This is a genomic window from Streptomyces sp. NBC_00536, from assembly GCF_036346295.1.
GTDB lineage: Bacteria > Actinomycetota > Actinomycetes > Streptomycetales > Streptomycetaceae > Streptomyces.
The window spans coordinates 6558828-6581507 of the sequence record NZ_CP107819.1 but is presented as its reverse complement, the minus strand read 5'-3'; the positions used below and the strand labels follow the sequence as shown (position 1 = coordinate 6581507).

The 22680-nt window shown below is 72.6% G+C and carries 20 protein-coding genes and 1 pseudogene; 9 read left to right on the top strand and 12 right to left on the bottom strand.

Annotated features, from left to right (window positions below):
- The first annotated feature begins 99 nt into the window (after nt 1-99).
- A complete protein-coding gene (locus OHS33_RS28260) occupies nt 100-1470 on the top strand; it encodes an aminopeptidase P family protein (RefSeq protein ID WP_330333224.1) in 1371 nt (456 codons plus the stop codon).
- Here the strand turns inward: OHS33_RS28260 and OHS33_RS28255 are convergent.
- The 3 genes from OHS33_RS28255 to OHS33_RS28245 are packed head-to-tail and all read right to left on the bottom strand — an operon-like array spanning nt 1467 to nt 3586.
- Nucleotides 1467-1916 (bottom strand): hypothetical protein, encoded by a 450-nt coding sequence (locus OHS33_RS28255; protein ID WP_330333223.1) that lies wholly within the window; start codon nt 1914-1916, stop codon nt 1467-1469. The two genes, OHS33_RS28260 and OHS33_RS28255, sit on opposite strands and share 4 nt — an antisense overlap.
- 48 nt (nt 1917-1964) lie before the next feature.
- On the bottom strand, nt 1965-2360 hold the full coding sequence (locus OHS33_RS28250; protein WP_330333222.1) for a RidA family protein: 396 nt from the start codon (nt 2358-2360) through the stop codon (nt 1965-1967).
- The gene (locus OHS33_RS28245; protein ID WP_330333221.1) at nt 2357-3586 is read right to left on the bottom strand and encodes an acyl-CoA dehydrogenase family protein; all 1230 of its coding nucleotides are present in this window, start codon (nt 3584-3586) and stop codon (nt 2357-2359) included. The genes OHS33_RS28250 and OHS33_RS28245 overlap by 4 nt, the downstream gene beginning before the upstream one ends.
- 183 nt (nt 3587-3769) lie before the next feature.
- On the opposite strand from OHS33_RS28245, the gene OHS33_RS28240 reads away from it, so the two are divergent.
- The 3 genes from OHS33_RS28240 to OHS33_RS28230 all read left to right on the top strand — a co-directional run bounded on the left by OHS33_RS28240 (nt 3770) and on the right by OHS33_RS28230 (nt 7120).
- Nucleotides 3770-5368 carry an AMP-binding protein gene (locus OHS33_RS28240; protein ID WP_330335237.1) on the top strand — a complete coding sequence of 533 codons (1599 nt, stop codon included), beginning with the start codon at nt 3770-3772 and terminating at the stop codon, nt 5366-5368.
- A 4-nt stretch (nt 5369-5372) separates the two neighbouring features.
- Nucleotides 5373-6206, top strand: coding sequence for a PaaX family transcriptional regulator (locus OHS33_RS28235; RefSeq protein WP_330333220.1), 834 nt, complete (start codon nt 5373-5375; stop codon nt 6204-6206).
- 62 nt (nt 6207-6268) lie between these two features.
- On the top strand, nt 6269-7120 hold the full coding sequence (locus OHS33_RS28230; protein WP_330333219.1) for a GNAT family N-acetyltransferase: 852 nt from the start codon (nt 6269-6271) through the stop codon (nt 7118-7120).
- Here the strand turns inward: OHS33_RS28230 and OHS33_RS28225 are convergent.
- Nucleotides 7117-9360 carry a bifunctional salicylyl-CoA 5-hydroxylase/oxidoreductase gene (locus tag OHS33_RS28225; RefSeq protein WP_330333218.1) on the bottom strand — a complete coding sequence of 748 codons (2244 nt, stop codon included), beginning with the start codon at nt 9358-9360 and terminating at the stop codon, nt 7117-7119. The genes OHS33_RS28230 and OHS33_RS28225 overlap by 4 nt on opposite strands.
- 4 nt (nt 9361-9364) lie before the next feature.
- On the bottom strand, nt 9365-10192 hold the full coding sequence (locus tag OHS33_RS28220) for an enoyl-CoA hydratase family protein (RefSeq protein WP_330333217.1): 828 nt from the start codon (nt 10190-10192) through the stop codon (nt 9365-9367).
- A 232-nt stretch (nt 10193-10424) separates the two neighbouring features.
- On the opposite strand from OHS33_RS28220, the gene OHS33_RS28215 reads away from it, so the two are divergent.
- Nucleotides 10425-10838 (top strand): ATP-binding protein, encoded by a 414-nt coding sequence (locus tag OHS33_RS28215; protein ID WP_330333216.1) that lies wholly within the window; start codon nt 10425-10427, stop codon nt 10836-10838.
- Nucleotides 10839-10880: 42 nt separating this feature from the next.
- Here OHS33_RS28215 and argF read toward each other — a convergent pair whose 3' ends face one another.
- From argF to OHS33_RS28180, 7 genes and pseudogenes are all read right to left on the bottom strand, one after another.
- On the bottom strand, nt 10881-11888 hold the full coding sequence (argF, locus tag OHS33_RS28210) for an ornithine carbamoyltransferase (RefSeq protein ID WP_330333215.1): 1008 nt from the start codon (nt 11886-11888) through the stop codon (nt 10881-10883).
- Between the two features lie 108 nt (nt 11889-11996).
- Entirely contained in the window at nt 11997-13223 is a 1227-nt protein-coding gene (locus tag OHS33_RS28205; protein WP_330333214.1) for an arginine deiminase, read from the bottom strand.
- 46 nt (nt 13224-13269) lie between these two features.
- Nucleotides 13270-13773, bottom strand: coding sequence for a hypothetical protein (locus OHS33_RS28200; RefSeq protein WP_330333213.1), 504 nt, complete (start codon nt 13771-13773; stop codon nt 13270-13272).
- 188 nt (nt 13774-13961) lie between these two features.
- Nucleotides 13962-16559: a polynucleotide kinase-phosphatase gene (locus OHS33_RS28195; RefSeq protein WP_330333212.1), complete on the bottom strand. Its 2598-nt coding sequence runs from the start codon at nt 16557-16559 to the stop codon at nt 13962-13964.
- Nucleotides 16556-18034 carry a 3' terminal RNA ribose 2'-O-methyltransferase Hen1 gene (locus tag OHS33_RS28190; RefSeq protein WP_330333211.1) on the bottom strand — a complete coding sequence of 493 codons (1479 nt, stop codon included), beginning with the start codon at nt 18032-18034 and terminating at the stop codon, nt 16556-16558. Before OHS33_RS28190 ends, OHS33_RS28195 begins: the two co-directional genes overlap by 4 nt.
- Before the next feature lie 43 nt (nt 18035-18077).
- Nucleotides 18078-18968 carry a homocysteine S-methyltransferase gene (mmuM, locus tag OHS33_RS28185; protein ID WP_330333210.1) on the bottom strand — a complete coding sequence of 297 codons (891 nt, stop codon included), beginning with the start codon at nt 18966-18968 and terminating at the stop codon, nt 18078-18080.
- A gap of 7 nt (nt 18969-18975) precedes the next feature.
- A pseudogene (locus tag OHS33_RS28180) lies at nt 18976-19547 on the bottom strand (LLM class flavin-dependent oxidoreductase); the annotation flags it as partial.
- A 420-nt stretch (nt 19548-19967) separates the two neighbouring features.
- Here OHS33_RS28180 and OHS33_RS28175 point away from each other — a divergent pair.
- The 4 genes from OHS33_RS28175 (at nt 19968) to OHS33_RS28160 (ending at nt 22630) form a co-directional block, all read left to right on the top strand.
- Nucleotides 19968-20153, top strand: a complete 186-nt coding sequence (locus OHS33_RS28175; protein ID WP_330333209.1) for a hypothetical protein — start codon at nt 19968-19970, stop codon at nt 20151-20153.
- A gap of 290 nt (nt 20154-20443) precedes the next feature.
- Complete coding sequence (locus OHS33_RS28170) at nt 20444-21205, top strand: MerR family transcriptional regulator (RefSeq protein WP_330333208.1); 762 nt, start codon at nt 20444-20446, stop codon at nt 21203-21205.
- Nucleotides 21206-21332: 127 nt separating this feature from the next.
- Entirely contained in the window at nt 21333-21695 is a 363-nt protein-coding gene (locus tag OHS33_RS28165; RefSeq protein ID WP_330333207.1) for a hypothetical protein, read from the top strand.
- Between the two features lie 92 nt (nt 21696-21787).
- Nucleotides 21788-22630, top strand: a complete 843-nt coding sequence (locus tag OHS33_RS28160; protein WP_330333206.1) for an IS5 family transposase — start codon at nt 21788-21790, stop codon at nt 22628-22630.
- Nucleotides 22631-22680: the final 50 nt, after the last annotated feature.

The window sequence follows — 22680 nt, the reverse complement described above, 5'->3', positions numbered from 1 at the left end:
GGATTAATGTGAACGCCGTGTGACCTGTAACATAGTAATGTGAAATTGCACTGACAACCCCTGTGCGCCCACCAGTTCACGTCTTCCCAGGGAGCTTTCGTGACCGACCGCCCCTCCCGTCTCAATACGGGCAGCCACGATCTGCCCGTATCAGCCGAGTTGTCCGCCTTCATGTCCGGAAACTGGTCCGCCTCACCCCTGCCGGCCGATGCCCGCGTCGCCGCCCACGCCGTCACCCCGGCCCGGCGCGCACGGCTCTCGGCCCGCTTCCCGGGCGAGCGGCTGATCATCCCGGCGGGCGAACTCAAGGTCCGCTCCAACGACTGCGACCACCGCTTCCGCCCGCACAGCGCCTACGCCTGGCTCACCGGACTCACCGGCGAGGACCAGGTCGGACACGTGCTGGTGATGGAACCGGCCGGGCCGCACGGGCACGAGGCCGTCCTGTACCTGCGGCCGCGCTCGGCGCGCACCGACGGCACCGAGGAGTTCTACCGGGACCGCCGCTACGGCGAGTTCTGGGTCGGCCGCCGCCCCGACCTCGCCGAGGCCGAGCGGCTCACCGGCATCCGCTGCGCCCACCTGGACACCCTGGGCGCCCCCGAGGCCCGCCACGCCGCGCACGACCCGGCGCTCGCCACCGCCCTCTCCGAGCTGCGCCTGGTCAAGGACGCCTGGGAAGTGGCCCAGTTGCAGCTCGCCGTCGACCACACGGCCGCCGGGTTCGAGGACGTCGTACGGGCGCTGCCGCGCGCCCTCGCCCACCCGCGCGGCGAGCGCTGGATCGAGGGGGTCTTCGGGCTGCGCGCCCGCGCCGAGGGCAACGGCACCGGCTACGACACGATCGCGGCCTCCGGCGCGCACGCCTGCGTGCTGCACTGGATCCACAACGACGGCAGGCTGAACCGGGACGAACTCCTGCTCCTGGACGCGGGCGTGGAGACCGACACCCTCTACACGGCCGACGTCACCCGCACCCTGCCGCTCTCCGGCCGCTTCTCACCCGTCCAGCGGCAGGTCTACGAACTGGTGCTGGCCGCACAGGACGCGGGCATGGCGGCGCTGCGCCCCGGGGCCAGCTTCCGCGACTTCCACCGGGCCGGGATGCGGGTCATCGCCGAGGGGCTCGCCGACTGGGGCGTCCTGAAGGATGCGGAAGGGGACCTGCACCGCCGGTACACGCTGTGCAGCAGCGGTCACATGCTGGGACTGGACGTCCACGACTGCGCCCAGGCACGGCAGGACACGTACCTGGACGGAGTGCTGGAGGAGGGGCAGGTCCTCACCGTGGAGCCGGGCCTCTACCTCCAGCCGGACGACGAGACCCTCCCCGCGGAACTGCGGGGGATCGGGGTCCGGATCGAGGACGACCTGGTCATCACAGCGGAAGGAGCGCGCCTGATGTCGGGCGCGCTCCCCCGCACGGTGACGGGTATCGAGGAATGGATGGGGACCCTGCTGGAGGGCTAGCGGTTCCTGCTCCAGCTGCTGTCGTGGCTCCAGTTGCCGTCATGGCCACCGTTGCCGTCGTGGTTCCAGTTGCCGTCACCGCCGTTGTCGTGGTTCCAGCCGTTGTCGTGGCTCCAGTTGTCGTGGTTCCAGTTGCTGTCGTTGTTCCAACCGCTGTCGTGGTTCCAGTTGTTGTCACGGTTCCAGCTGTTGTCCCAGCTGCTGTCGTGGTTCCAGTTCCCGTTGTCCGAGCGCCAGTCCCAGCACCAGCTGGGACGGTCGTCCCCGCGCGAGGGGTCGCAGCAGGTACGCCAGTCCTGTCCGTGCCACTGATCGGAGCACCACCAGGTCTGCGGGAGGGTCTGTGGCTGGGCCGCCGCTACGGCGCTGCCCAGCGGAGCCAGGCCCAGCACGATTCCGGCGGCCCCGGCGACTACGGCCGAGGCGATCGCACGGCGCATATCCATGCACCTCCGAGTATCGGAGAGTTCTATCAGAAATGGGGCATATCAACCCTAGGCGAGGACCGCGATGCCGTCGAGTTCGACCAGCGCCTGCTCGTCCCAGAGCCGGGTGGTGCCGATGACGGCCATCGCCGGATAGTCGCGGCCCGCCAGCCGGTGCCAGATCCGGCCCAGTTCCGGGGCGCACGCCCGGTAGTCCGCCACGTCCACGGCGTACACCGTCACCCGTGCCAGCTCCGCGGGGGTGCCGCCCGCCGCCGCGAGGGCGGCCAGCAGGTTGGCCAGGGCCCGTTCGAACTGCTGCGGCAGGGTGTCCCCCACCACCTTGCCCGCGGCGTCGAGCGCCGTCTGCCCCGCGAGCAGGACCAGCCGGGACCCGGAGGCCGCCACCGCGTGCGAGAAGCCGGTCGCCGGGGAGAGCCCGGGCGGATTGATCCGCTCGATCACCGGGCCACCCCCGCCGGTCCGTGCTGCCCGTGCTGCCCGTGCTGCGTGAGCGGGCCGACCTGCCCGTGCGGCCCCTGCTGCTCCTGCCGCGCGTACAGCGACCGCGCGATGATCGTGCGCTGCACCTCGCTCGCCCCCTCGTAGATCCTCGGCGCCCGGACCTCCCGGTACAGGTGTTCCAGCAGGTGGCCGCGCTGGAGCGCGACCGCGCCGTGCAGCTGGACCGCGTGGTCGACGACGTACTGCGCCGTCTCCGTGGCCAGCAGTTTCGCCATCGCCGCCCGCCTCGGCACGTCCGGCGCACCGCTGTCCGCGTCGTACGCCCCGGCCGCCGCGTAGACGAGCAGCCGGGCGGCCTCCGTGCGGGTGGCCATCTCGGCGACCCGGTGGGCCACCGCCTGGAGGTCGCCGAGTACGCCGCCGAACGCGGCGCGGTGCGCGGTGTGGGCCAGGGTCGCGTCCAGGGCCGCCCGGGCCATGCCGACGGCGAAGGCGCCGACGCTGGGCCGGAAGCGGTTGAGGGTCTCCATGGCGACCCGGAAGCCCCGGCCGGGCTCGCCCAGCAGGTCCTCGGGGCCGACCGGCACGCCGTCGAAGGCCAGGGAGCCGATCGCGTGCGGGGAGAGCATGTCGAGGGGCTCGCCGGTGAGGCCGGGGCGGTCGGCGGGGACCAGGAAGGCGCTGACGCCCTTGGCCCCGGGGCCCTCACCCGTCCGGGCGAAGACGGTGTAGAAATCCGCTTCGGGGGCGTTGGAGATCCAGCGCTTCTCCCCGGTGAGCCGCCAGCCGCCGCCCTTCCCCGCTGCTCCGGTGCCCCCGGCCGGGTCCGCCGCCAGGGCCAGGGCGGCCGCGTCCGAGCCCGCGCCGGGCTCGCTCAGCGCGAAGGCGGCGACGGTGCGTCCGGCCCGTACGCCGGGCAGCCAGCGCTCGCGCTGCGCCGCGCTCCCGGCGCTCAGCACGGGGTGCGCGCCGAGACCCTGGAGGGCGAGGGCCGTCTCGGCCTCGGTGCAGCCGTAGGCGAGGGACTCCCGCAGCAGGCACAGCTCCAGCGCGCCCGCACTGAAGACCCGCTCCAGCAGGCCGTGTTCGCCGAGGGCGGCCAGCAGCGGCCGGTTGACGCGCCCCGGTTCACCTTTTCCGGCGAGCGGCCCGAGCCGCTCGGCTGCGAGCGCGCGCAGCCGCTCGCACCATTGCTCTTGTTCCGGGTCGAGCGCGAATCCGGCCATCCGAATGCCTCAGTTCTCCGCGGGAGCCACGGTTTTCCTGTCGCACCAGTTTTCCTGTCGCACCAGTCTTATCGCGTGCAGTTGACTGTCGTCACCATCACGATACGCTCGTCACGCGTTCGCACGGCCGGCACCACCCCCCATCCCGGACCGTCGCAAGGGGGCGAACCCGCCTTGAAGCTCATGCCTTCCGCCCACGCCGACACCTTTGCCCGTGACCACCTGCCACCCGGCCACGAGTGGCCCGAACTCCTCTTCCAGCTGCCGGAACTGGCCTATCCGGACCGGCTGAACTGCGGGGCCGAGCTGCTCGACGCCACCGTGGCCCGGTTCGGCGCGGACCGCCCGGCCTTCCGCACCGGATCCGGCGAGGTCTGGTCGTACGGCGAACTGCGCGAGCGGGTGGACCGGCTGGCCCATGTGCTCACTGTCGATCTCGGCGTGGTCCCCGGCAACCGGGTGCTGCTGCGCGGACCCACCGGCCCCTGGCTCGCCGCCTGCTGGCTGGCGGTCATGAAGGCGGGCGCGGTGGCCGTCACCGTCCTGGCCCAGCAGCGCTCCCGGGAACTGGCCACGGTGTGCGCGATGGCCCGGGTGCGGCACGCCCTGTGCCACGCCGACGTGGTGGCGGACCTGGCCGGGGCGGAGGTGCCGGGGCTGCGGATCACCCCGTACGGCGGCGAGGACCCGGACGATCTGCTGCGGCTGGCCGAGCGGGCCCCGGCCACCCCGTACCGGGCCGTGGACACCTCGGCCGACGACGTGGCGCTGATCGCCTTCACCTCGGGCACCACCGGACGGCCCAAGGGCTGCATGCACTTCCACCGGGACGTCCTGGCGGTCGCCGACACCTTCTCCCGGCAGGTGCTGCGCCCGCGCCCGGACGACGTCTTCACCGGCAGTCCGCCGCTCGGCTTCACCTTCGGCCTGGGCGGGCTGGTGGTCTTCCCGCTGCGGGCCGGGGCCTCGGCGCTGCTGCTGGAGCAGGCGGGGCCGCGGGTGCTGCTGCCCGCGCTCGCCGAGCACCGGGTGAGCGTCCTGTTCACGGCCCCCACGGCCTACCGGGCGATGCTGGACGAGCTGGACGGCCACGACCTCTCGGCGCTGCGGCGGTGCGTCTCGGCGGGCGAGAACCTGCCCGCCGCCACCTGGCAGGCGTGGTACGAGCGCACCGGCCTGCGCATCATCAACGGCATCGGTGCCACCGAGCTGCTGCACATCTTCATCTCGGCGGCCGACGCGGACATCCGCCCCGGTACCACCGGCCGGGTGGTGCCGGGCTGGCAGGCGCGGGTGGTGGACCACACGGGCCGGGAGGTGGCCGACGAGGAGCCGGGGCTGCTCGCGGTGCGCGGTCCGGTCGGCTGCCGCTATCTGGCCGATCCGCGGCAGGGCGAGTACGTACGGGACGGCTGGAACGTCACCGGTGACACCTACATCCGCGACCGGGACGGCTACTTCCGCTATGTGGCCCGCGCCGATGACATGATCATCTCGGCGGGCTACAACATCGCGGGCCCCGAGGTCGAGGAGGCCCTGCTGCGCCACCCGGACGTGGTGGAGGCCGCGGTGGTGGGCCGCCCGGACGAGCGACGCGGACAGGTCGTGGTCGCCTACGCGGTGGCCCGGCCGGGCGCCGAGCCGTCCGAGGAGGATCTGCGGGCGTTCATGCGGGCGGAGCTGGCCCCGCACAAGTGCCCGCGCGCCTTCGTCTTCGTGGCTGCCCTGCCGCGGACCCCGACCGGCAAGCTGCAGCGCTACCGCCTGCGCGATCTAGAGTGAACCCGTGGCCGAGCAGCACACCCCACGATCCTTGATCGTCACGTTCTACGGCGCTTACGGGCGCACCTTCGACGGACCCGTCCCGGTGTCCGCCCTGATCCGCCTCCTGGGCGCGGCCGGGGTGGACGCCCCGGCGGTCCGCTCCTCGGTGTCCCGGCTCAAGCGGCGCGGGTTCATCCTGCCCGCGCGCGGGGCGGACGGCGCGGCGGCCTACGACCTCTCGGAGGAGGCCCGGCAGCTGCTGGCGGACGGCGACCGCCGGATCTACGCGGCCGCCGCACCCGGGGAGGCCGCGGCCTCGGGCGGTGAATGGCTGCTGGCCGTCTTCTCCGTGCCCGAGGAGGAGCGGCACAAGCGCCACCTGCTGCGCTCGCGCCTGGCCCGGCTCGGTTTCGGCACGGCCGCGCCGGGCGTGTGGATCGCCCCGGCCACGCTCTACGACGAGACCCGGCACACCCTGGAGCGCCTCCAGCTGACCCCGTACGTCGACCTCTTCCGCGGCGCGCACCTCGGCTTCGCGGCCACCGCCGAGGCGGTGTCCCGCTGGTGGGACCTGGCGGCCCTGGCCAAGCAGCACGAGGAGTTCCTCGGCCTGCACGGACCGGTGCTCCGCGGCTGGCAGTCGGGCGCCGAGCCGACGCCCGAGCAGGCCTACCGCGACTATCTGCTCGCGCTGGACTCCTGGCGCAGGCTGCCGTACGCGGACCCCGGCCTCCCCCCGGAACTGCTGCCCGCCGACTGGCCGGGCGAGCGCGCGGCGGCGGTGTTCGCGGCGCTGCACTCCCGGCTGTGGGAGCGGGGGGCGGCGTTCGTGCGGCCCGAACCGCCCACGTCCTGAGCGGGTCCCGCGGCGGGTGAAATTGAGGTGCCCGGGCCCGGCCGTCCACCGCACAATGACCCATGACCTGGACCTTCACTGAAGACCTGACGGCGTACCTCGACGCGGCGGGCGCGGCGGTGGCCGCCGAACCGGTGCCCAACACCCTGTTGCGGACCACCGCCGACGGCCTGCGGCGGCGCGGCCCGCAGGCCTTCGGCAGCGGCACCCCGTTCTTCGGCTGGTGGACCGGCCCGGACGGGGCGGTCGCGGCGGGCCTGGTGTGCACCCCGCCGAATCCGCTGCTGGTGGGCGCGCTGCCCGCCGAGGCGCTGGCCGCACTGGCGGACGTACTGCACACCGAGCCGCTGCTGGCGGGCGTGGCCGGGTTCAACGGGCGGCGCGCGGACGCGCGGGTGCTGGCGGAGGCCTGGGGCCGTCCGGTGGACATCGAGGAGAACCGGCTGTTCCGGCTCGGCACCCTGGTGGCCCCCTCCCCCGCCCCCGCGGGCGCGGCCCGGCCCGCCACCGAGGAGGACCTGCCGCTGCTGCTGGAGTGGCTGGCCGCCTTCGCCGCCGAGGCCGACACGATCACGGCCGGCACGACCTGGGTGCGCGACCGGCTGTCGTACGGCGGTGTGCTGCTGTGGCAGGACGCGGCCGGGACGCCCGTCTCGCTGGCGAGTTTTTCCCGCCCCCTGGGCGGGGCCGCGCGGGTCGGCCCCGTGTACACCCCGCCGGGGGCGCGCGGGCACGGCTACGGGGCGGGGTCGACGTACGCGGCCACGCTGGGCGCGCGGGCGGCGGGCGCGGCGGAGGTGATCCTCTTCACCGATCTCGCCAACGCCACGAGCAACCGCCTGTACCCGAGGCTCGGTTACGTCCCGGTCGGGGAGCGCTCGATGGTGCTGGCCCGTACCACCTCGGTCGTTTAGCCGCGCCCTGTCGGGGGTTTGCGGCTGCCCGCGCGGTAGGGGGCGGGCCAGGGGGCGGCCGGGCCCGTGTAGTCCTGGTCGGCGGCGGCGTGCAGGGTCCAGTGGGGGTCGTAGAGGTGCGGGCGGCCGAGCGCGCACAGGTCCGCGCGGCCCGCGAGGAGCAGGGAGTTGACGTCGTCCCAGGAGGAGACGGCGCCGACCGCGATGACCGGGACGCCGAGGGCGCCCCGGATCCGGTCGGCGTAGGGGGTCTGGTAGGAACGGCCGTATTCGGGGCGCTCGTCGGCGACGACCTGGCCGGTCGAGACGTCGATGGCGTCCGCTCCGTGGGCGGCGAAGGCCGCCGCGATCGCCACGGCCTCCTCGGCGGAGGTGCCGCCGGGTGCCCAGTCGGTGGCGGAGATCCGCACGGTCATCGGGCGGTCGGCGGGCCAGACTTCGCGGACCGCGTCGAAGACCTCCAGCGGGAAGCGCATGCGGGCGGCGGGCGAGCCGCCGTAGGCGTCGGTGCGGTGGTTGGTCAGCGGCGAGAGGAACCCGGAGAGCAAGTAGCCGTGGGCGCAGTGCAGTTCGAGGAGATCGAAGCCGCAGTCGGCCGCGCGGACGGCGGCGTCCGTGAACAGGCCGCGGATACCGGCCAGTTCGGCGGCGCTCAGTTCGTGCGGGACCTGTGAGACGCCGGGCCGGTACGGGAGCGGGGAGGCGGCGACGAGCGGCCAGTTCCCGGAGTCGAGCGGCTGGTCCATGCCTTCCCACATGCGGCGGGTGGATCCCTTGCGGCCCGCGTGGCCGAGCTGGACGCCGAGCGCGGTGCCGGGTGCGGAGGTGTGCACGAAGTCGGCGATCCGGGTCCAGGCCGCTGCCTGTTCGCCGGTGTACAGGCCGGTGCAGCCGGGGGTGATCCTGCCGTCGGCGCTGACGCACACCATCTCGGTCATCACCAGGCCCGCGCCGCCGAGGGCCCGCGCGCCGAGGTGGACGAGGTGGAGGTCGCCCGGTACGCCGTCCTCGGCGCTGTAGATGTCCATCGGGGAGACGACCACGCGGTTGCGCAGGGTCAGGCCGCGCAGCCGGTACGGGGTGAACATGGGCGGGGTCGCCGGGTCCGGGCAGCCGAAGTCCTGCTCGACGGCGCGGGTGAAGCGCTCGTCGCGCAGCCGCAGATTGCCGTGGGTGACCCGGCGGCTGCGGGTGAGCAGGTTGAAGGCGAACTGCCGGGGCGGCTGGTCGACGTATCCGGCGATGTCCTCGAACCAGCGCATGCTGGCCGCCGCGGCGCGCTGGGTGCTGGCCACGGCCGGGCGGCGGGCGGCTTCGTAGGCGGCGAGTGCGGCCGGTACGCCGTCGGGGCCGGGCAGTTCGCGGACGGCCTCGGCGAGCGCGAGGGCGTCCTCGACGGCGAGTTTGGTGCCGGAGCCGATGGAGAAGTGGGCGGTGTGCGCGGCGTCCCCGAGGAGGGTCACGTTGCCCTGCGACCACCGCTCGTTGACGACCGTACGGAAGGCGGTCCAGGTGGAGCGGTTGCCGCGCAGGGAGCGCCCGCGCAGCGCCTCGCTGAAGGTCTTGGCGCAGCGGGAGGCCGATTCGGCCTCGTCGCAGAGGTCGAGTCCGGCGGCCCGCCAGACCTCCTCGCGCATTTCGACGATGACGGTGGAGGAGTCGGCGCAGTAGGGGTAGCCGTGCAGCTGCATGACCCCGTGCTCGGTTTCGGCGATCTCGAAGCGGAAGGCGTCGAAGGCGAAGTCGGCGGCCAGCCAGATGTACCGGCTGCGGCCGGTGTCCAGCCGCGGGCGGAAGGTGTCGGCGCCCGCCTCGCGGGTGGCGCTGTGCACGCCGTCGGCGGCGATGACCAGGTCGTACGTCGCTCCGAGCGCCTGGGCCGCGGGCAGCCGGGTCCGGAAGCGGAGCCGGACGCCGAGGGCCGCGCAGCGCGCGTGCAGGATCTCCAGGAGCCTGCGGCGGCCGAGGGCGGCGAAGCCGTGGCCGCCGGAGGTGAGGATCCGGCCGCGGTGGACGACGTCGATGTCGTCCCAGCGGACGAATTCGGCGGACAGGGCGGCGTAGACCTCGGTGTCGGCGCGTTCGATGCCGCCGAGGGTCTCGTCGGAGAGCACCACGCCGAAGCCGAAGGTGTCGTCGGCGGCATTGGCCTCCCACACCTCGACCCGGTGTCCCTGCCGGGCCAGCAGAGCGGCGGCGTACAGTCCCCCCGGTCCCCCGCCCACGACAGCGACCTTCATGGCGCTACCTTCCCCTCCACTGGGGTGGCCGCTTCGCGGTGAAGGCGGCATGGAATTCGGCGTAGTCCTCGCCGTTCATCAGCAGGGCCTGGGTGTTCGCGTCGAGTTCGACGGAGGCCGCGAGCGGCATGTCGAGTTCGGCGGTGAGCAGGGCCTTGGTCTGGGCGTGGGCGAGGGCGGGGCCGGAGGCGAGGCGTTCGGCGAGTTCGGCGGCCCGCTGGCCGGCCTTGCCCTCTTCGGTCAGTTCGCTGAGCAGGCCGATGCGTTCGGCTTCGGCGGCCCGGACGGTTTCGCCGAGCATGAGGAGCCGGGTGGCGTGGCCGAGGCCGACGACGCGGGGCAGCAGGTAGGCGGCGCCCATGTCGCCGCCGGAGAGGCCGACGCGGGTGAAGAGGAAGGCGAAGCGGGCGGTGGGGTCGGCGATCCGGAAGTCGGCGGCGAGGGCGAGGACGGCCCCGGCTCCGGCCGCCACCCCGTGTACGGCGGCGATGACGGGGAAGGGGCATTCACGGATGGCCCGGACGACCTGTCCCGTCATCCGGTTGAAGTCCAGGAGCTGCGCGGTGTCCATCGCGAGGGTGGCACCGATGATCTCGTCGACGTCACCGCCGGAGCAGAAGCCGCGGCCTTCGCCGCCGAGCACGAGGGCCCGTACGGACCGCTCGCGGGAGAGTTCGGCGAGCAGGTCGCGCAGGTCGGCGTAGGCGCCGAAGGTGAGCGCGTTCAGCTTCTCGGGGCGGTCGAGGGTCACGGTGGCCACGCCGTCCTGGCGGGTCAGCCGGAGGTGGCGCCACCGTTCGGTGGGGGCTGCGGAACCGGTGAAGGGGCTCACACGGTGACCGTATCACCGGATCGTGACTGTCGTCAGGGAAACGCAACAGCACAAACGCAACAGCACCTACGGCGCCGAAGGTCCCGTCCGGAAGGAGCGGTGGTCCCCCGCGCCGACGGCGGGGTGCCCTACGCCACCGGATCGCCACTTCGTATCGTTGAAAGCAGGACCTTTCCCCTCACTCGCGTGCCAGACCCCCATGCCAGCCCCTCGACGGAACGGACGGACGCCCATGCCCGACACCTGCGCGTGGCGGATCGCCCTCCCGCACACGACCGCGGCCGTGCCGATCGCCCGCGCCCTGGTCCGTACCGCGCTCGCCGAGATCGACGCGCCCGCGGACAGCGACACCGCCGAACTGCTCACGGCGGAGCTGGTCGCCAACGCCGTCGAGCACACGAGCGGCGCATCGCCGATCGAACTCGTCGTGGAACTGCTGGCCAACGGCTGCCAGGTCGAGGTGCACGACGGCGACCCGCGGCTCCCCGCCGGCCTCGGCCCGCAGCCGCCGGACCCCTGGCAGGAGCACGGCCGCGGTCTGCTGCTGATCCGCGCCCTCAGCTCCGCCTGCGGCCACCGGCCCACCGCGCACGGCAAGGCCGTCTGGTTCACCCTGCCCGCGCGGCCGCCCGCCGCCGCGTGCTGACCGCGTAGGGGGCCCTTCCCTTACGGCTTCGCGAGGGTCGCGTTACGGCTTCGCGAGGGTCGCGACCAGGACCGCCTTGATCGTGTGCAGCCGGTTCTCCGCCTCGTCGAAGACGATGGAGTGCGCGGACTCGAACACCTCGTCCGTCACCTCCAGCGACTCCAGGCCGTGCCGCTCGTGGATCTCGCGGCCGACCTTGGTGCCGAGGTCATGGAAGGCGGGCAGGCAGTGCATGAACCTGACGTCCGGGTTGCCGGTGGCGCGCAGGACGTCCATGGTGACGGCGTACGGCGACAGCGCCGCGATCCGCTCGTCCCAGACCTCCTTGGGCTCCCCCATGGAGACCCAGATGTCGGTGATGACGAAGTCGGCCTGCGCCACGCCCTCGGAGATCTCCTCGGTGAGGGTGATCCGGGCGCCGCTCGCGGCCGCGAGTTCGCGCGCCGCGGCCACCACCGGCTCGGCGGGCCAGTACGCCCGGGGCGCCACGATCCGTACGTCCATGCCCAGCAGGGCGCCGGTGACCAGGTAGGAATTGCCCATGTTGAAGCGGGCGTCGCCGAGGTAGGCGAAGGCGATCCGCTCCAGCGGACGGCCCGGGCAGTGCTCGGTCATCGTGAGGACGTCGGCGAGCATCTGGGTGGGGTGCCAGTCGTCGGTGAGGCCGTTGAAGACCGGGACGCCCGCGTGCGCGGCCAGCTCCTCGACCGCGGCCTGACTGTCGCCCCGGTACTCGATGCCGTCGAACATCCGGCCCAGCACCCGCGCGGTGTCCTTGACCGACTCCTTGTGGCCCATCTGCGAACCGGAGGGGTCGAGGTAGGTGGTGTGGGCGCCCTGGTCGGCGGCGGCCACCTCGAACGCGCAGCGGGTGCGGGTGGAGGTCTTCTCGAAGATCAGCGCGATGTTGCGGCCCTGGAGCCGGCGCTCCTCGGCGCCCGCCCGCTTGGCGGCCTTGAGCTCGGCGGCCAGCTCGATCAGGCCGCGGAACTCGGCGGCGGTGAAGTCGAGCTCCTTGAGGAAACTGCGGCCGACGAGGTCGGTGGCCATGGGGACGCTCCAGAGTCGCGCTGACAGGGGATACTGGAAGTCTATACGATCCTCTGCATTGATATACAGCCCCCCACATGGGCTGACCTGCCCGGAGATCCCCCGGCCTCAGACGGCGTCGCGTTCGACGGGACAGCTCATGCAGCGCGGCCCGCCCCGGCCGCGGCCCAGTTCGCTGCCCGGGATCTCGATCACCTCGATGCCCTCCTTGCGCAGGTGGGTGTTGGTGGTGACGTTCCGCTCGTAGGCGACCACCACCCCCGGCTCCACCGCCAGCACGTTGCAGCCGTCGTCCCACTGCTCCCGCTCCGCGGAATGCACGTCCTGGGTCGCGGTCAGCACCCGGATCGAGTCCAGGCCCAGCGCCGCCGCTATGGCCCGGTGCATGTGCTCCGGCGGGTGGTCGGTGACCTTGAGTTCCTGGGCGCCGTCGCCCGGCTCGATCGTGTAGGAGCGCAGCATGCCGAGACCGGCGTACTGGGTGAAGGTGTCCCCGTCGACCATCGTCATCACCGTGTCCAGGTGCATGAACGCCCGCCGCTTGGGCATGTCCAGGGCCACGATGGACGTCGCGGAACCGGCGGCGAACAGTCCGCGCGCCAGCATCTCCACCGCCTGCGGGGTGGTGCGTTCGCTCATCCCGATCAGCACCGCGCCGTTGCCGATGACCAGGACGTCCCCGCCCTCGATGGTCGAGGGGTAGTCGGCCTGGCCCTGGGTCCAGTAGTGGAAGGCGCCGGAGGCCGTGAAGAGGGGGTGGTGCTTGTAGATCGCCTCGAAGTGCACGGTCTCGCGCTGCCGGGCGGGCCAGCGCATCGCGTTGATGGACACGCCGTCGTAGATCCAGGCCGAAGTGTCGCGGGTGAACAGGTGGTTCGGCAGCGGCCCCAGCAGGAAGTCGTCCAGTTCCATCGCGTGGAAGCGGACCGACACGGGCTCGGTGTGCCGCTCCAGGAACTCCCGCTTGGTCATCCCGCCGACCAGCGCCTCGGCCAGCTCGGCGGAGGTCAGCCCGTCGAAGGCGGCCCGCAAGTGGTCGGTGGCGAGGGGACCGTACTCCTTCTCGTCGAAGACCCGGTCCAGTACGAGGCGGCGCGCCTCCGGGATGTCCATGGACTCGCCCAGCAGATCACCGAAGAGGTGCACCTCGACGCCCCGGTCGCGCAGCACGTCGGCGAAACCGTCGTGTTCCTGCCGGGCCCTGCGCACCCACAGCACGTCGTCGAAGAGCAACTGGTCCTTGTTGCTCGGCGTCAGCCGCTTCAGCTCCAGATCGGGCCGGTGGAGGATGACGCGGCGCAGCCGCCCGGTCTCGGAGTCGACATGGAATCCCATGGCGTACACGTTCGCAGACCGGGCGGCGTTTTGACGTGCCGTTGACTCAGCGCAGGCCGAGCAGGGCCGAAGGGGCACCCTTCAGTTCCGGGGCGATCACTCCCAGCTTGGGGGCGACCACGTTCGGCAGCCCGAAGTTGTGGCCGTCGGGCATCGTGATCGGCGCTCCGACGATCACCCCGGCGCCCCGGGCGAGCAGGGTCGTGGCGGGCGCGTCCAGGGAACCCTCACCGTCCGTCTCCTTCCGGCCCAGCAGGTTCGGCACCGGGGAGGTGATCCCGGTGTGGCCCAGCTCGGTGCCGATCGGGATGACCGGCACGAGCGGGGTGGGGAGCAGGTCCCCGGAGTGGTGCACGGGCACCTCGGGCGCACCGACGACCGGGACGGGCACCCCGGTGGCCACCCGCGGGGTGTCCACGCCGAGCGAGGTCTCCACGGCCTCCAGCGGTACCCCCACCGGCACCGTGCTCGCCAGGGCCGGGCTCGCCGCACCCGCCGCGGCCATACAGGTCATGAGCGCCGCAAGGCTTCCGCGCGCGGTCATCTTCATATCTGACGTTCCGTCCTTCCAGGGTCGCGGATGATTCCGCTGCCCTGGAAGAACGATCCCGCCCGGTGTTTCCAGGGAGTTCCACGGCAAAGTTCCCCCATACGACCTAACCGGGGGCGCGCGGTTCACACGGATCGCACCCCCGGCCGGCCCCGGGCGGGCCCCCGGCCGAGGGTGCGATCCGTCGCTCACAGACGCGGATCGACCGGTTCCGACTCCAGGGCCAGCACGGCGAAGACGGCCTCGTGCACCCGCCACAGGGGTTCGCCGCCCGCCAGCCGGTCCAGCGCCTCCAGCCCGAGCGCGTACTCGCGCAGGGCGAGCGAGCGCTTGTGCCCGAGGAACCGCGAGCGCAGCCGCTCCAGGTGGTCCGGCCGGGTGTACTCGGGACCGTAGATGATCCGCAGGTACTCGCGTCCGCGCACCTTGAGGCCCGGCTGGACCAGCCGCTCGCGCCCGCCGCGCACGTACGCCGCCAGGGGTTTGACGACCATGCCCTCGCCACCCTCGGCGGTCAGCCGCAGCCACCAGTCGGTGCCCGCCCGGACGGACTCCGCGTTGCCGGTGTCCACGAGGATCCGGTCGGTGCGGCGCAGCAGCGCGGCGGCGGCGCCCTCCTTCGCGCGGCGCCCGTCGGCCTCCACCAGCCGGTCCAGCCAGCGGAGCTGTTCGTCGTGCGGGACCGCCGCCAGGGACCGCCCCTCCACCGCGAGCAGCTGGAAGGGCGCGAGCCGCACCCCGTCCAGGCCGTCCGTGGGCCAGCAGTATCGCCGGTAGGCCTCGGTGAAGGCCGCGGCGTCGGCGGACCGCTGCCGCTGGCGGTCCGCGAGCGCGCCCACGTCCACGCCGCGGGCGGCGGCCGCGTCCAGGGCGGCCAGGGCGTCGGGGAAGACCGCGCCGGAGGCCGCGCCCACGGCGGCGTACTGCTCGCGCAGCAGCCCGGTCGCCTTCAGCGACCAGGGCAGCAGTTCGCCGTCGAGCAGGAGCCAGTCGGTGGCCAGTTCCTCCCACAGGCCCGCGCCGGAGACCGCCGCGCGCAGCCGGTCGAGCACCTCCTCGGTGAGGGCGGGATCCGTGAAGAAGGGCCGCCCGGTACGGGTGTACACGGAGCCGGTGGAGCCGGTGGTTCCATCGCTGACCCCGAAGCGCGCCGCCGCGGCGCCGGCGTCCCGGCAGAGCAGTACGGTGGCCCGCGAACCCATGTGCTTCTCCTCGCACACGACCCGCTCGACACCGTCCTTGCGGTACTGCGCGAAGGCCTCGGCGGGGTGCTCCAGGAAGCCCTCCTCGGCGGACGCCGCGGTGGGCGCCATGGTCGGCGGCAGGTACGGGACCAGCCGCGGATCGACCGCGAAGCGGCTCATCACCTCCAGGGCCGCCGCCGCGTTCTCCTCCCGGACGGTGACCCGGCCCAGGTGCCGGGTCTCCACCGCCCGGCGCCCCTGTACGTCGGCCAGGTCCAGCGGGCGGCCGTCCTGCCCGCCGGGCGCGGCGGCCGCGAGGGGGCGGGTGGGCTCGTACCAGACCTGCTCGGCCGGTACGTCGACCAGTTCGCGCTCGGGCCAGCGCAGCGCGGTCATCCTGCCGCCGAAGACGGCGCCGGTGTCGAGGCAGAGGGTGTTGTTGATCCACGTGGTGTCCGGGACCGGGGTGTGGCCGTAGACCACGGCGGCCTTGCCCCGGTAGTCCTCGGCCCACGGGTAGCGCACGGGCAGCCCGAACTCGTCGGTCTCGCCGGTGGTCTCGCCGTACAGGGCGTGCGAGCGGACCCGGCCGGAGGTGCGGCCGTGGTACTTCTCGGGCAGCCCGGCGTGCGCGACCACCAGCTTGCCGCCGTCCAGCACGTAGTGACTGACGAGGCCCGCGATGAAGCGGCGGACCTCCTGGACGAACTCCTCGTCCTCACGGGCGAGCTGCTCGATGGTCTCGGCGAGGCCGTGGGTGCGGCGGACCTTGGCCCCCTTGAGGTAACGGCCGAGCTTGTTCTCGTGGTTCCCGGGCACGCACAGGGCGTGGCCCGCCGCGACCATGCCCATGACGCGGCGCAGCACCCCGGGGCTGTCGGGGCCGCGGTCGACGAGGTCTCCGACGAAGACGGCGGTGCGGCCCTCGGGGTGGACCCCGTCGCGGTAGCCCAGCTCGGCGAGCAGGGTCTCCAGCTCGGAGGCGCAGCCGTGGACGTCACCGATGATGTCGAAGGGGCCGGTGAGGTGGGTGAGGTCGTTGAACCGCTTCTCCAGGACGACTTCGGCGGCCTCGGCCTCCTCGACGGACCGCAGGACGTGCACCTTGCGGAAGCCCTCGCGCTCCAGCCCCCGCAGCGAACGGCGCAGCTCGCGCCGGTGGCGCTGGATGACCTGCCGGGGCAGCCCGGCCCGGTCGGGGCGCTCGGCGTTGCGCGCGGCGCACACCTCCTCGGGCAGGTCGAGGACGATCGCGATGGGCAGCACGTCGTGCGCGCGGGCCAGCTGGACGAGAGCGCGGCGGGCCTCCTGCTGGACGCTGGTCGCGTCGACGACGGTGAGCCGCCCGGCGGCGAGGCGCTTGCCCGCGATGAAGTGCAGGACCTCGAAGGCGTCCTTGCTGGCGCCCTGGTCGTTCTCGTCATCGGCGACCAGGCCCCGGCAGTAGTCGGAGGAGATCACCTCGGTGGGCTTGAAGTGCTTGCGGGCGAAGGTGGACTTGCCCGAGCCGGTGGCCCCGATCAGTACGACGAGGGCGAGGTCGGTGACGGGCAGCGTCCGCGGTGCGGTGGTCGTGGTCACGGCTGTATCGGTGGTGCTCATGCGGCGATGCCCTCCTTCGGGGCGGAGTCCTTGCGGAAGAAGACGGCCAGCTGGGTGGGCGGCCCCACCTCGGGGTCGTCCGGTCCGACCGGCGCGAAGTCCACGGCGTAGCCGTACCGTCCGGCGGTCCGGTGGGCCCAGTCGCGGAACTCCGCCCGGGTCCACTCGAAGCGGTGGTCGGCGTGCCGGACGTCCCCGGCGGGCAGCGTCTCCCAGCGGACGTTGTATTCGGCGTTGGGCGTGGTGACCAGCACCGTGCCGGGCCGTGCCGCGCCGAAGACGGCGTACTCCAGCGCGGGCAGCCGCGGCAGGTCCAGGTGCTCGATGACCTCGCTGAGCACGGCCGCGTCGTATCCGGTCAGCCGCTTGTCGGTGTAGGCGAGGGAGCCCTGGAGCAGCCGGACGCGCCCGCTCTGCCGCTCGCCCATCCGCTCCAGGCGCAGCCGCCGGGCGGCGACGGTCAGCGCCCGCACGGAAACGTCCACGCCGACGATCTCGGTGAAGGACACGTCCGCGAGGAGGTCGTGGATCAACTGGCCCTGGCCGCAGCCAAGATCGAGGACCCGGTGGGCGCCCGCCGCGCGCAGGGCGTCGAGGATGGCCGCGCGTCGCTGCCGGGCGAGCGGCACCCGCCGCTCCTCGGCTTCCGGGGTGGCCGTCTCCTCGATGACGGCGTTGTCGATCTCCTCGACGGCGCTGCCGTCGGACTCGGCGAGGCGGACCAGCTCCAGGCGTTCCAGCGCGTCCTGGGTGAGCCGCTTCGAGCGGGCCAGGTAGCGGGCGGCGATCAGGCCGTGCTCGGGGTGCTCGGCGAGCCATCCGTCCCCGGCCCGCAGGAGTTTGTCGACCTCGTCGGGCGCCACCCAGTAGTGCTTGGAGCCGTCGAGAACCGGCAGCAGGACGTAGAGCTGGCGCAGGGCGTCGGCCAGGCGCAGCTCCCCTTCGAGCACGAGCCGTACGTACCGGGAGTCGCCCCACTGCGGGAACCGGGTGTCGAGCGGTACGGGCGTCACCTCGACGGCGCTCCAGCCGAGCGGGCCGAACAGGCGGCGCACCAGCTCCGGACCGCCGCGCGCGGGCAGCGCCGGGATCACCACGCGCAACGGGCGTGCCTGCTCCGGCAGTTCCGGGCGGGCGGCGCAACGGGCGTTCAGCGCGCTGCGGAAGACCGAGCCGAGGGCGACGGCGAAGAGCGAGGAAGCGGCGTACGGACGGTCGTTGACGTACTGCGCGAGCGCGGCGTCGGGCGCCCCGCCCCGACCCCGGCCCTGACCGCGCCGCACGAGGGCGACGGGATCCACCTCCAGCAGCAGCGCCGCGGTGCAGCGCTCGGGCGTGGCCTCGGGGTAGAGGACGTGCGCGGTGCCGTGGGAGGTGCTGAACGACTGCGCCTTCTGCGGATGCTTGTGCAGCAGGAAGCCCAGGTCAGTGGCTGGTTTCTCGGCGGTGCCGGTGGTCGTGATCGTCAGGAACATGCGGTTCAGTATGGGCAGGCCGCGGGAGCCCGGACAACGCGATTTAGGGGGTGCCGGGGGGACGGGCGCCGCGGGATGCGGCGGCCGCCAGGGCGGCGGTCTGGGGCGGGCCCGTGCCGCAGCAGCCGCCGATCAGGCGGGCGCCCGCGCGGCGCCAGGCCGCGAGCGGCCAGTCGGCCGTGCCGGAGCTGTCGTTCGGGTACGCCAGCAGGGGCTTGGCCGTCACCGCGGCCGCCGCCTCCAGGGCGGGCAGGACGTCGGCCGCGGCGCAGCAGTTGACGCCGACCGCGATCACCTCGGGGGCGGCGGCGGCCGCCGCGAAGGCCTCGGCGAGCGGCTGGCCGGCGCGGGTACGGTCCCCCGCCACCGTGTACGACAGCCAGGCCCGCGCCCCCGTCCCGGCGAGCAGGGACAGCAGCGCCTCCGCCTCGTCCGTGTCGGGGACGGTCTCCAGGGCCAGTACGTCGGCCCCCGCCTCCAGCAGGGTCTCGATCCGGGGGCGGTGGAAGGCGGCCAGCTCGCGCACGCTCAGCCCGTACCGGCCGCGGTACTCGGAACGGTCCGCCAGCGTCGCCCCGTACGGGCCGACGGACGCCGCCACCCACACCTCGTGCGCCACGGCCCGCGCCGCCCGGTCGGCCAGGGTGACGGAGTCGCGCAGCAGGGCGGTGGTCCGCGCCCGGTCGTAGCCGTGCCGGGCGAAGGCCTCGTAACCCACCTGATAGCTCGCGGTGATCAGCACCTCGGCCCCGGCCCGCGCGTACGCCGTGTGCGCGGCCTGCACCTGCGCCGGGTCCTCGGCCAGCACCCGCGCCGACCACAGCCCGCCGGACAGGTCGCAGCCCTGAGCGGCGAGCTGGTCGCCGAGCCCGCCGTCCAGGACCACCGTGCGGTGGCGCAGCGCCTCGGCCAGCGGGGTGCGGGCGCGGGTCATGGCGGGGTCACTCCTTGAGCTGGGACATCACCCGGGAGGAGATCAGCTCCAGGTGGTCCAGGTCGTCGAGGTCGAGCATCTGGAGGTAGATCCGCGAGCAGCCGATGGCCTCGAAGGCGGCGATCCGCTCCACGACCTCGTCCGGGGAGCCGGCCAGGCCGTTGGCCTTGAGCTCGGCCACGTCCCGGCCGATGGCGGCGGCCCGGCGGGCCACCTCGGCGTCGTCGCGGCCCACGCACGCCACGAGCGCACTGGAGTAGACGAGGTCGTCGGGTGAGCGGCCCGCCGTCACGGCCGCGGCCCTGACCCGGGCGAACTGCGCCTCGGTGGGATGCCGTACGCCGTGTGCTCCGCCTCGTACCAGGCGGCGCCCAGGCCGAGTTCGACCCGGCCGCCGGACATCTGGTCGACCTGTGCCACCTGGATGGCGAGGACGCCGGGGAGCCGGAAGGTGCCCGCGGTCATCAGGGTGCCCAGCCGGATCCGCCGGGTTTCCCGGGCCAGCCCGGCCAGGGTGATCCAGGCGTCGGTGGGCCCCGGAAGTCCGTCGGACGATCCCATGCTGAGGTAGTGGTCGGACCAAGAACCAGTACTCTTGCTAACCATTGCCTATCACCGACCTGAGCTGCGAGGGCTGGTCTACGTCCAGTCTGCATCGCACTTGCGGATATGCACGAGCCCCGCCCGCCCGAAGAGGACCCGGGCTCGTTGTGATCTTGTCGCTAGCCGATCAACTGCTCAGCGGTGCCAAGCCACACCCGCTGCTCGACCGTGACGCCAAACGGGGTGATGTGAGGCCGGTCGCGCTCCTCGTACCACGTGTACGCGATGCGTTGCTGGATGCGGGGCCAGCCCTTCGGAAGGCGCACCCTTCGTGTGGACCCTTCCCACGCCATGCCGCCACCTCCCTTACTCTCTTCAGCTATGGGCTTTCGAAACGACGTCACAGCCGCACGGATAGACACCGCCGCAGAGGCTCGAATAAAGGCTGGACACCGCGTGTTCGCGTACCGCCTTCAGGTTCCGCAGACGTCGGCCAACGACATGTCGACTGTTGCGGACGCGATTGAGGCTGTGGAAGCACTGGGATGGCAGCTCGACCGAATGGAGCCGGACAGCTTCGTCGGGAAGGGCGCGCTCGCCCCCAACGTGTCATGGATGCTCGTCTTCCGCAGCATGCTCTGACGCCTGCTTGATCCCGCGCCCGTCGTTCACGTGGACGACGGGCGGTGCCGTAAGGCTCTTCGCTCCCTCGATCGCGAGGAAGCTCGCCCGTGTGCGGTTTAGAGAGTCCGGCAGTAGGTGGTTCGAACAGCGACTCTTGGTGATTATTGGTTCATGCGAGCGGCGACCTGTCGCGCTTACTGAGCGTGGTGAGGGCGGTGCGTGCCGGGTCTCTTGCGCTTTCCGCTACGTCAACTCCTACGGTCATTGGTGTGGCCGGAGAGACCGGCCCGGCGATGAAAGGCACGGCTATGGCCTGGTCCATCGCGGACGTGGCCCGGATGTCCGGGGTGACGTCCCGGACGCTGCGGCACTACGACGAGATCGGGCTGCTTGTTCCTGCGTACATCGGGAGCAACGGCCACCGCTACTACGAGGAGGCAGAGCTGCTGCGGCTGCAGCAGATCCTGCTGATGCGGGAACTCGGTCTGGGACTGCGCGAGATCGCGGCGGTCCTGGAGTGCCAGGTCGACCAGGTGGCCGCGCTGCGGGAGCACCACCGGAGGTTGCTGGCGGAGCGGGAGCGGCTGGATGTGCTGGCCGCCACGGTCGGCCGCACCATCGCCGAACTTGAGGAAGACAAGGACACCCACGACATGGCGAAGATCAGCAGGCCGGAGAACTTGTTCGAGGGCTTCGATGCCGCCCGCCACGAGGCGGCCGCCCGCGAGCAGTGGCCTGACGAGGGGGAGCAGTCGAGGCAGTTCGCCGGCGCACTCACCGATGAGGACCAGGCGCGGCTGCAGCGGGAGGCGACCGCGGCAATGGTCCGCATGGCCGAGTTCGCGGCATCCGGCACGCCGGCGACCGACCCGGCAGTGCAGGCTGAGGTCGATGCCCACTACCGGGGCATCTGCCGGATGTGGACCCCGAACGCGGCCGCGTTCAAAGCTCTCGGGCAGACGTATGTCGACGATCCGCAGTGGCGCGCGGCCTGCGACCAGGTCGCTGACGGGCTCGCCGCCTACCAGCGGGACGCGATGGCCGCCTACGCGGACGCCCGCCTGAGCTGACCGGGTCACCGGCAGCTGGAGGGCTGCAGACCTCCAGCTCGGGCATCTTCCACCCGATCTGATCCACCACCCGGCGATGCCCTGTCCACGCGATGCGGATTGCCGCACACTCATTGGAGCATCCGCCGTGATCCCCGCCCACTGGGCCCGCCACCACCGCCGTGAGGACAGCGAACTCCTCGGCTACCTGCGCCCGGTCGACGACAACCCGCTTCTGTTCACCCCAGTCACCGTCTTCGGCCACCCGCTCGGCGTACCCACCCACGAGCATCACGCCCGCCAGTGCCTTGACCGCATGGGGCTGAGCTACCTGGCCCAGGACTGGCTGCTGTCCCTGCCCGGCCGCCCGGACCCCATCGCCGTCCAGATCGTCGAAGCCACCCCGCAACAGCTCCGGGTGAAAAACGTCGACTACGGCTACGCAGACGCGAACATCGGCCACATCTTCGTCCTCGACGTCCCCGCCGCCGGGCAACTCCACCCGCGCTGACCCCAGCCCAGCAGCCCCGGTCGCATCAGCAACGCTGGACGGGACGAGAGCGGCGGCACCACATGTCGGCCTCATCCCCTCCCGGAGATCTTGTGCCCGTCCTGCCGTCCTGCCTGCTCGAACCCTTGTGGGACCAGTTCGCGGCGCTGCTGCCTGAGCATGTGGACACACACCCGCTGGGCTGCCACAACCCGCGCATACCCGACCGGGTGGTCTTCGAGCATGTCATCGCCGCGCTGGTGCACGGCTCCGGCTACGAACGCATCGCCAGTCCCGGCTGCTCGGACCGCACCATTCGACGCCGCGTCAAGTACTGGGCCCTGCTGGGAATAGCCGAGCAGATCCACGCGCTCGCCCTGCAAGCGTACGACCGCATGATCGGCCTTGAGCTCGACGAGCTGTCCGTGGACGGCTGCATCACCAAGGCCCCATGCGGCGGCGAGGCCGCCGGGCGCTCCCCGGTGGACCGGGGCAAACAGGGCCTGAAGCGCTCGATGGCCACCGAGGCCACCGGCGTTCCGCTCGGCATCGTCTCGGCTGGGGCCAACCGCCACGACTCTCCGCTGCTCGTGCCCACCCTCAAGGCGGCCAACGAGCAGGTCGGCGGGCTTCCCGACCAAATCAACGTGAACCTGGACCGCGGCTACGACAGCGACAAGACCCGTTGTGCCCTCCGAGAGTTGGGCTTCACCGGCGAGATCGCCCGCAAGGGCGTACCCGCCCCGATCCAGGCCGGCAGGAGGTGGGTGGTGGAACGGAGCCACGCGTGGATGAACGGCTTCGGCAAGCTGCCGCGCTGCACCGAGAAGCGCACCCGCGTCGTGGATTTCTACCTCTACCTGTCCGCCGCGATCGTCACACTGAGTATGCTCATCCGCCGCGCGACCCCGCGCTACCGCTGGGACGGCCGTCCCACCACCAAGCGCTTGAAGTGACGCCTATTGCCGGGCGCTCTTAATCGCGTTCGTCCGCCTCGGTCTCGCCG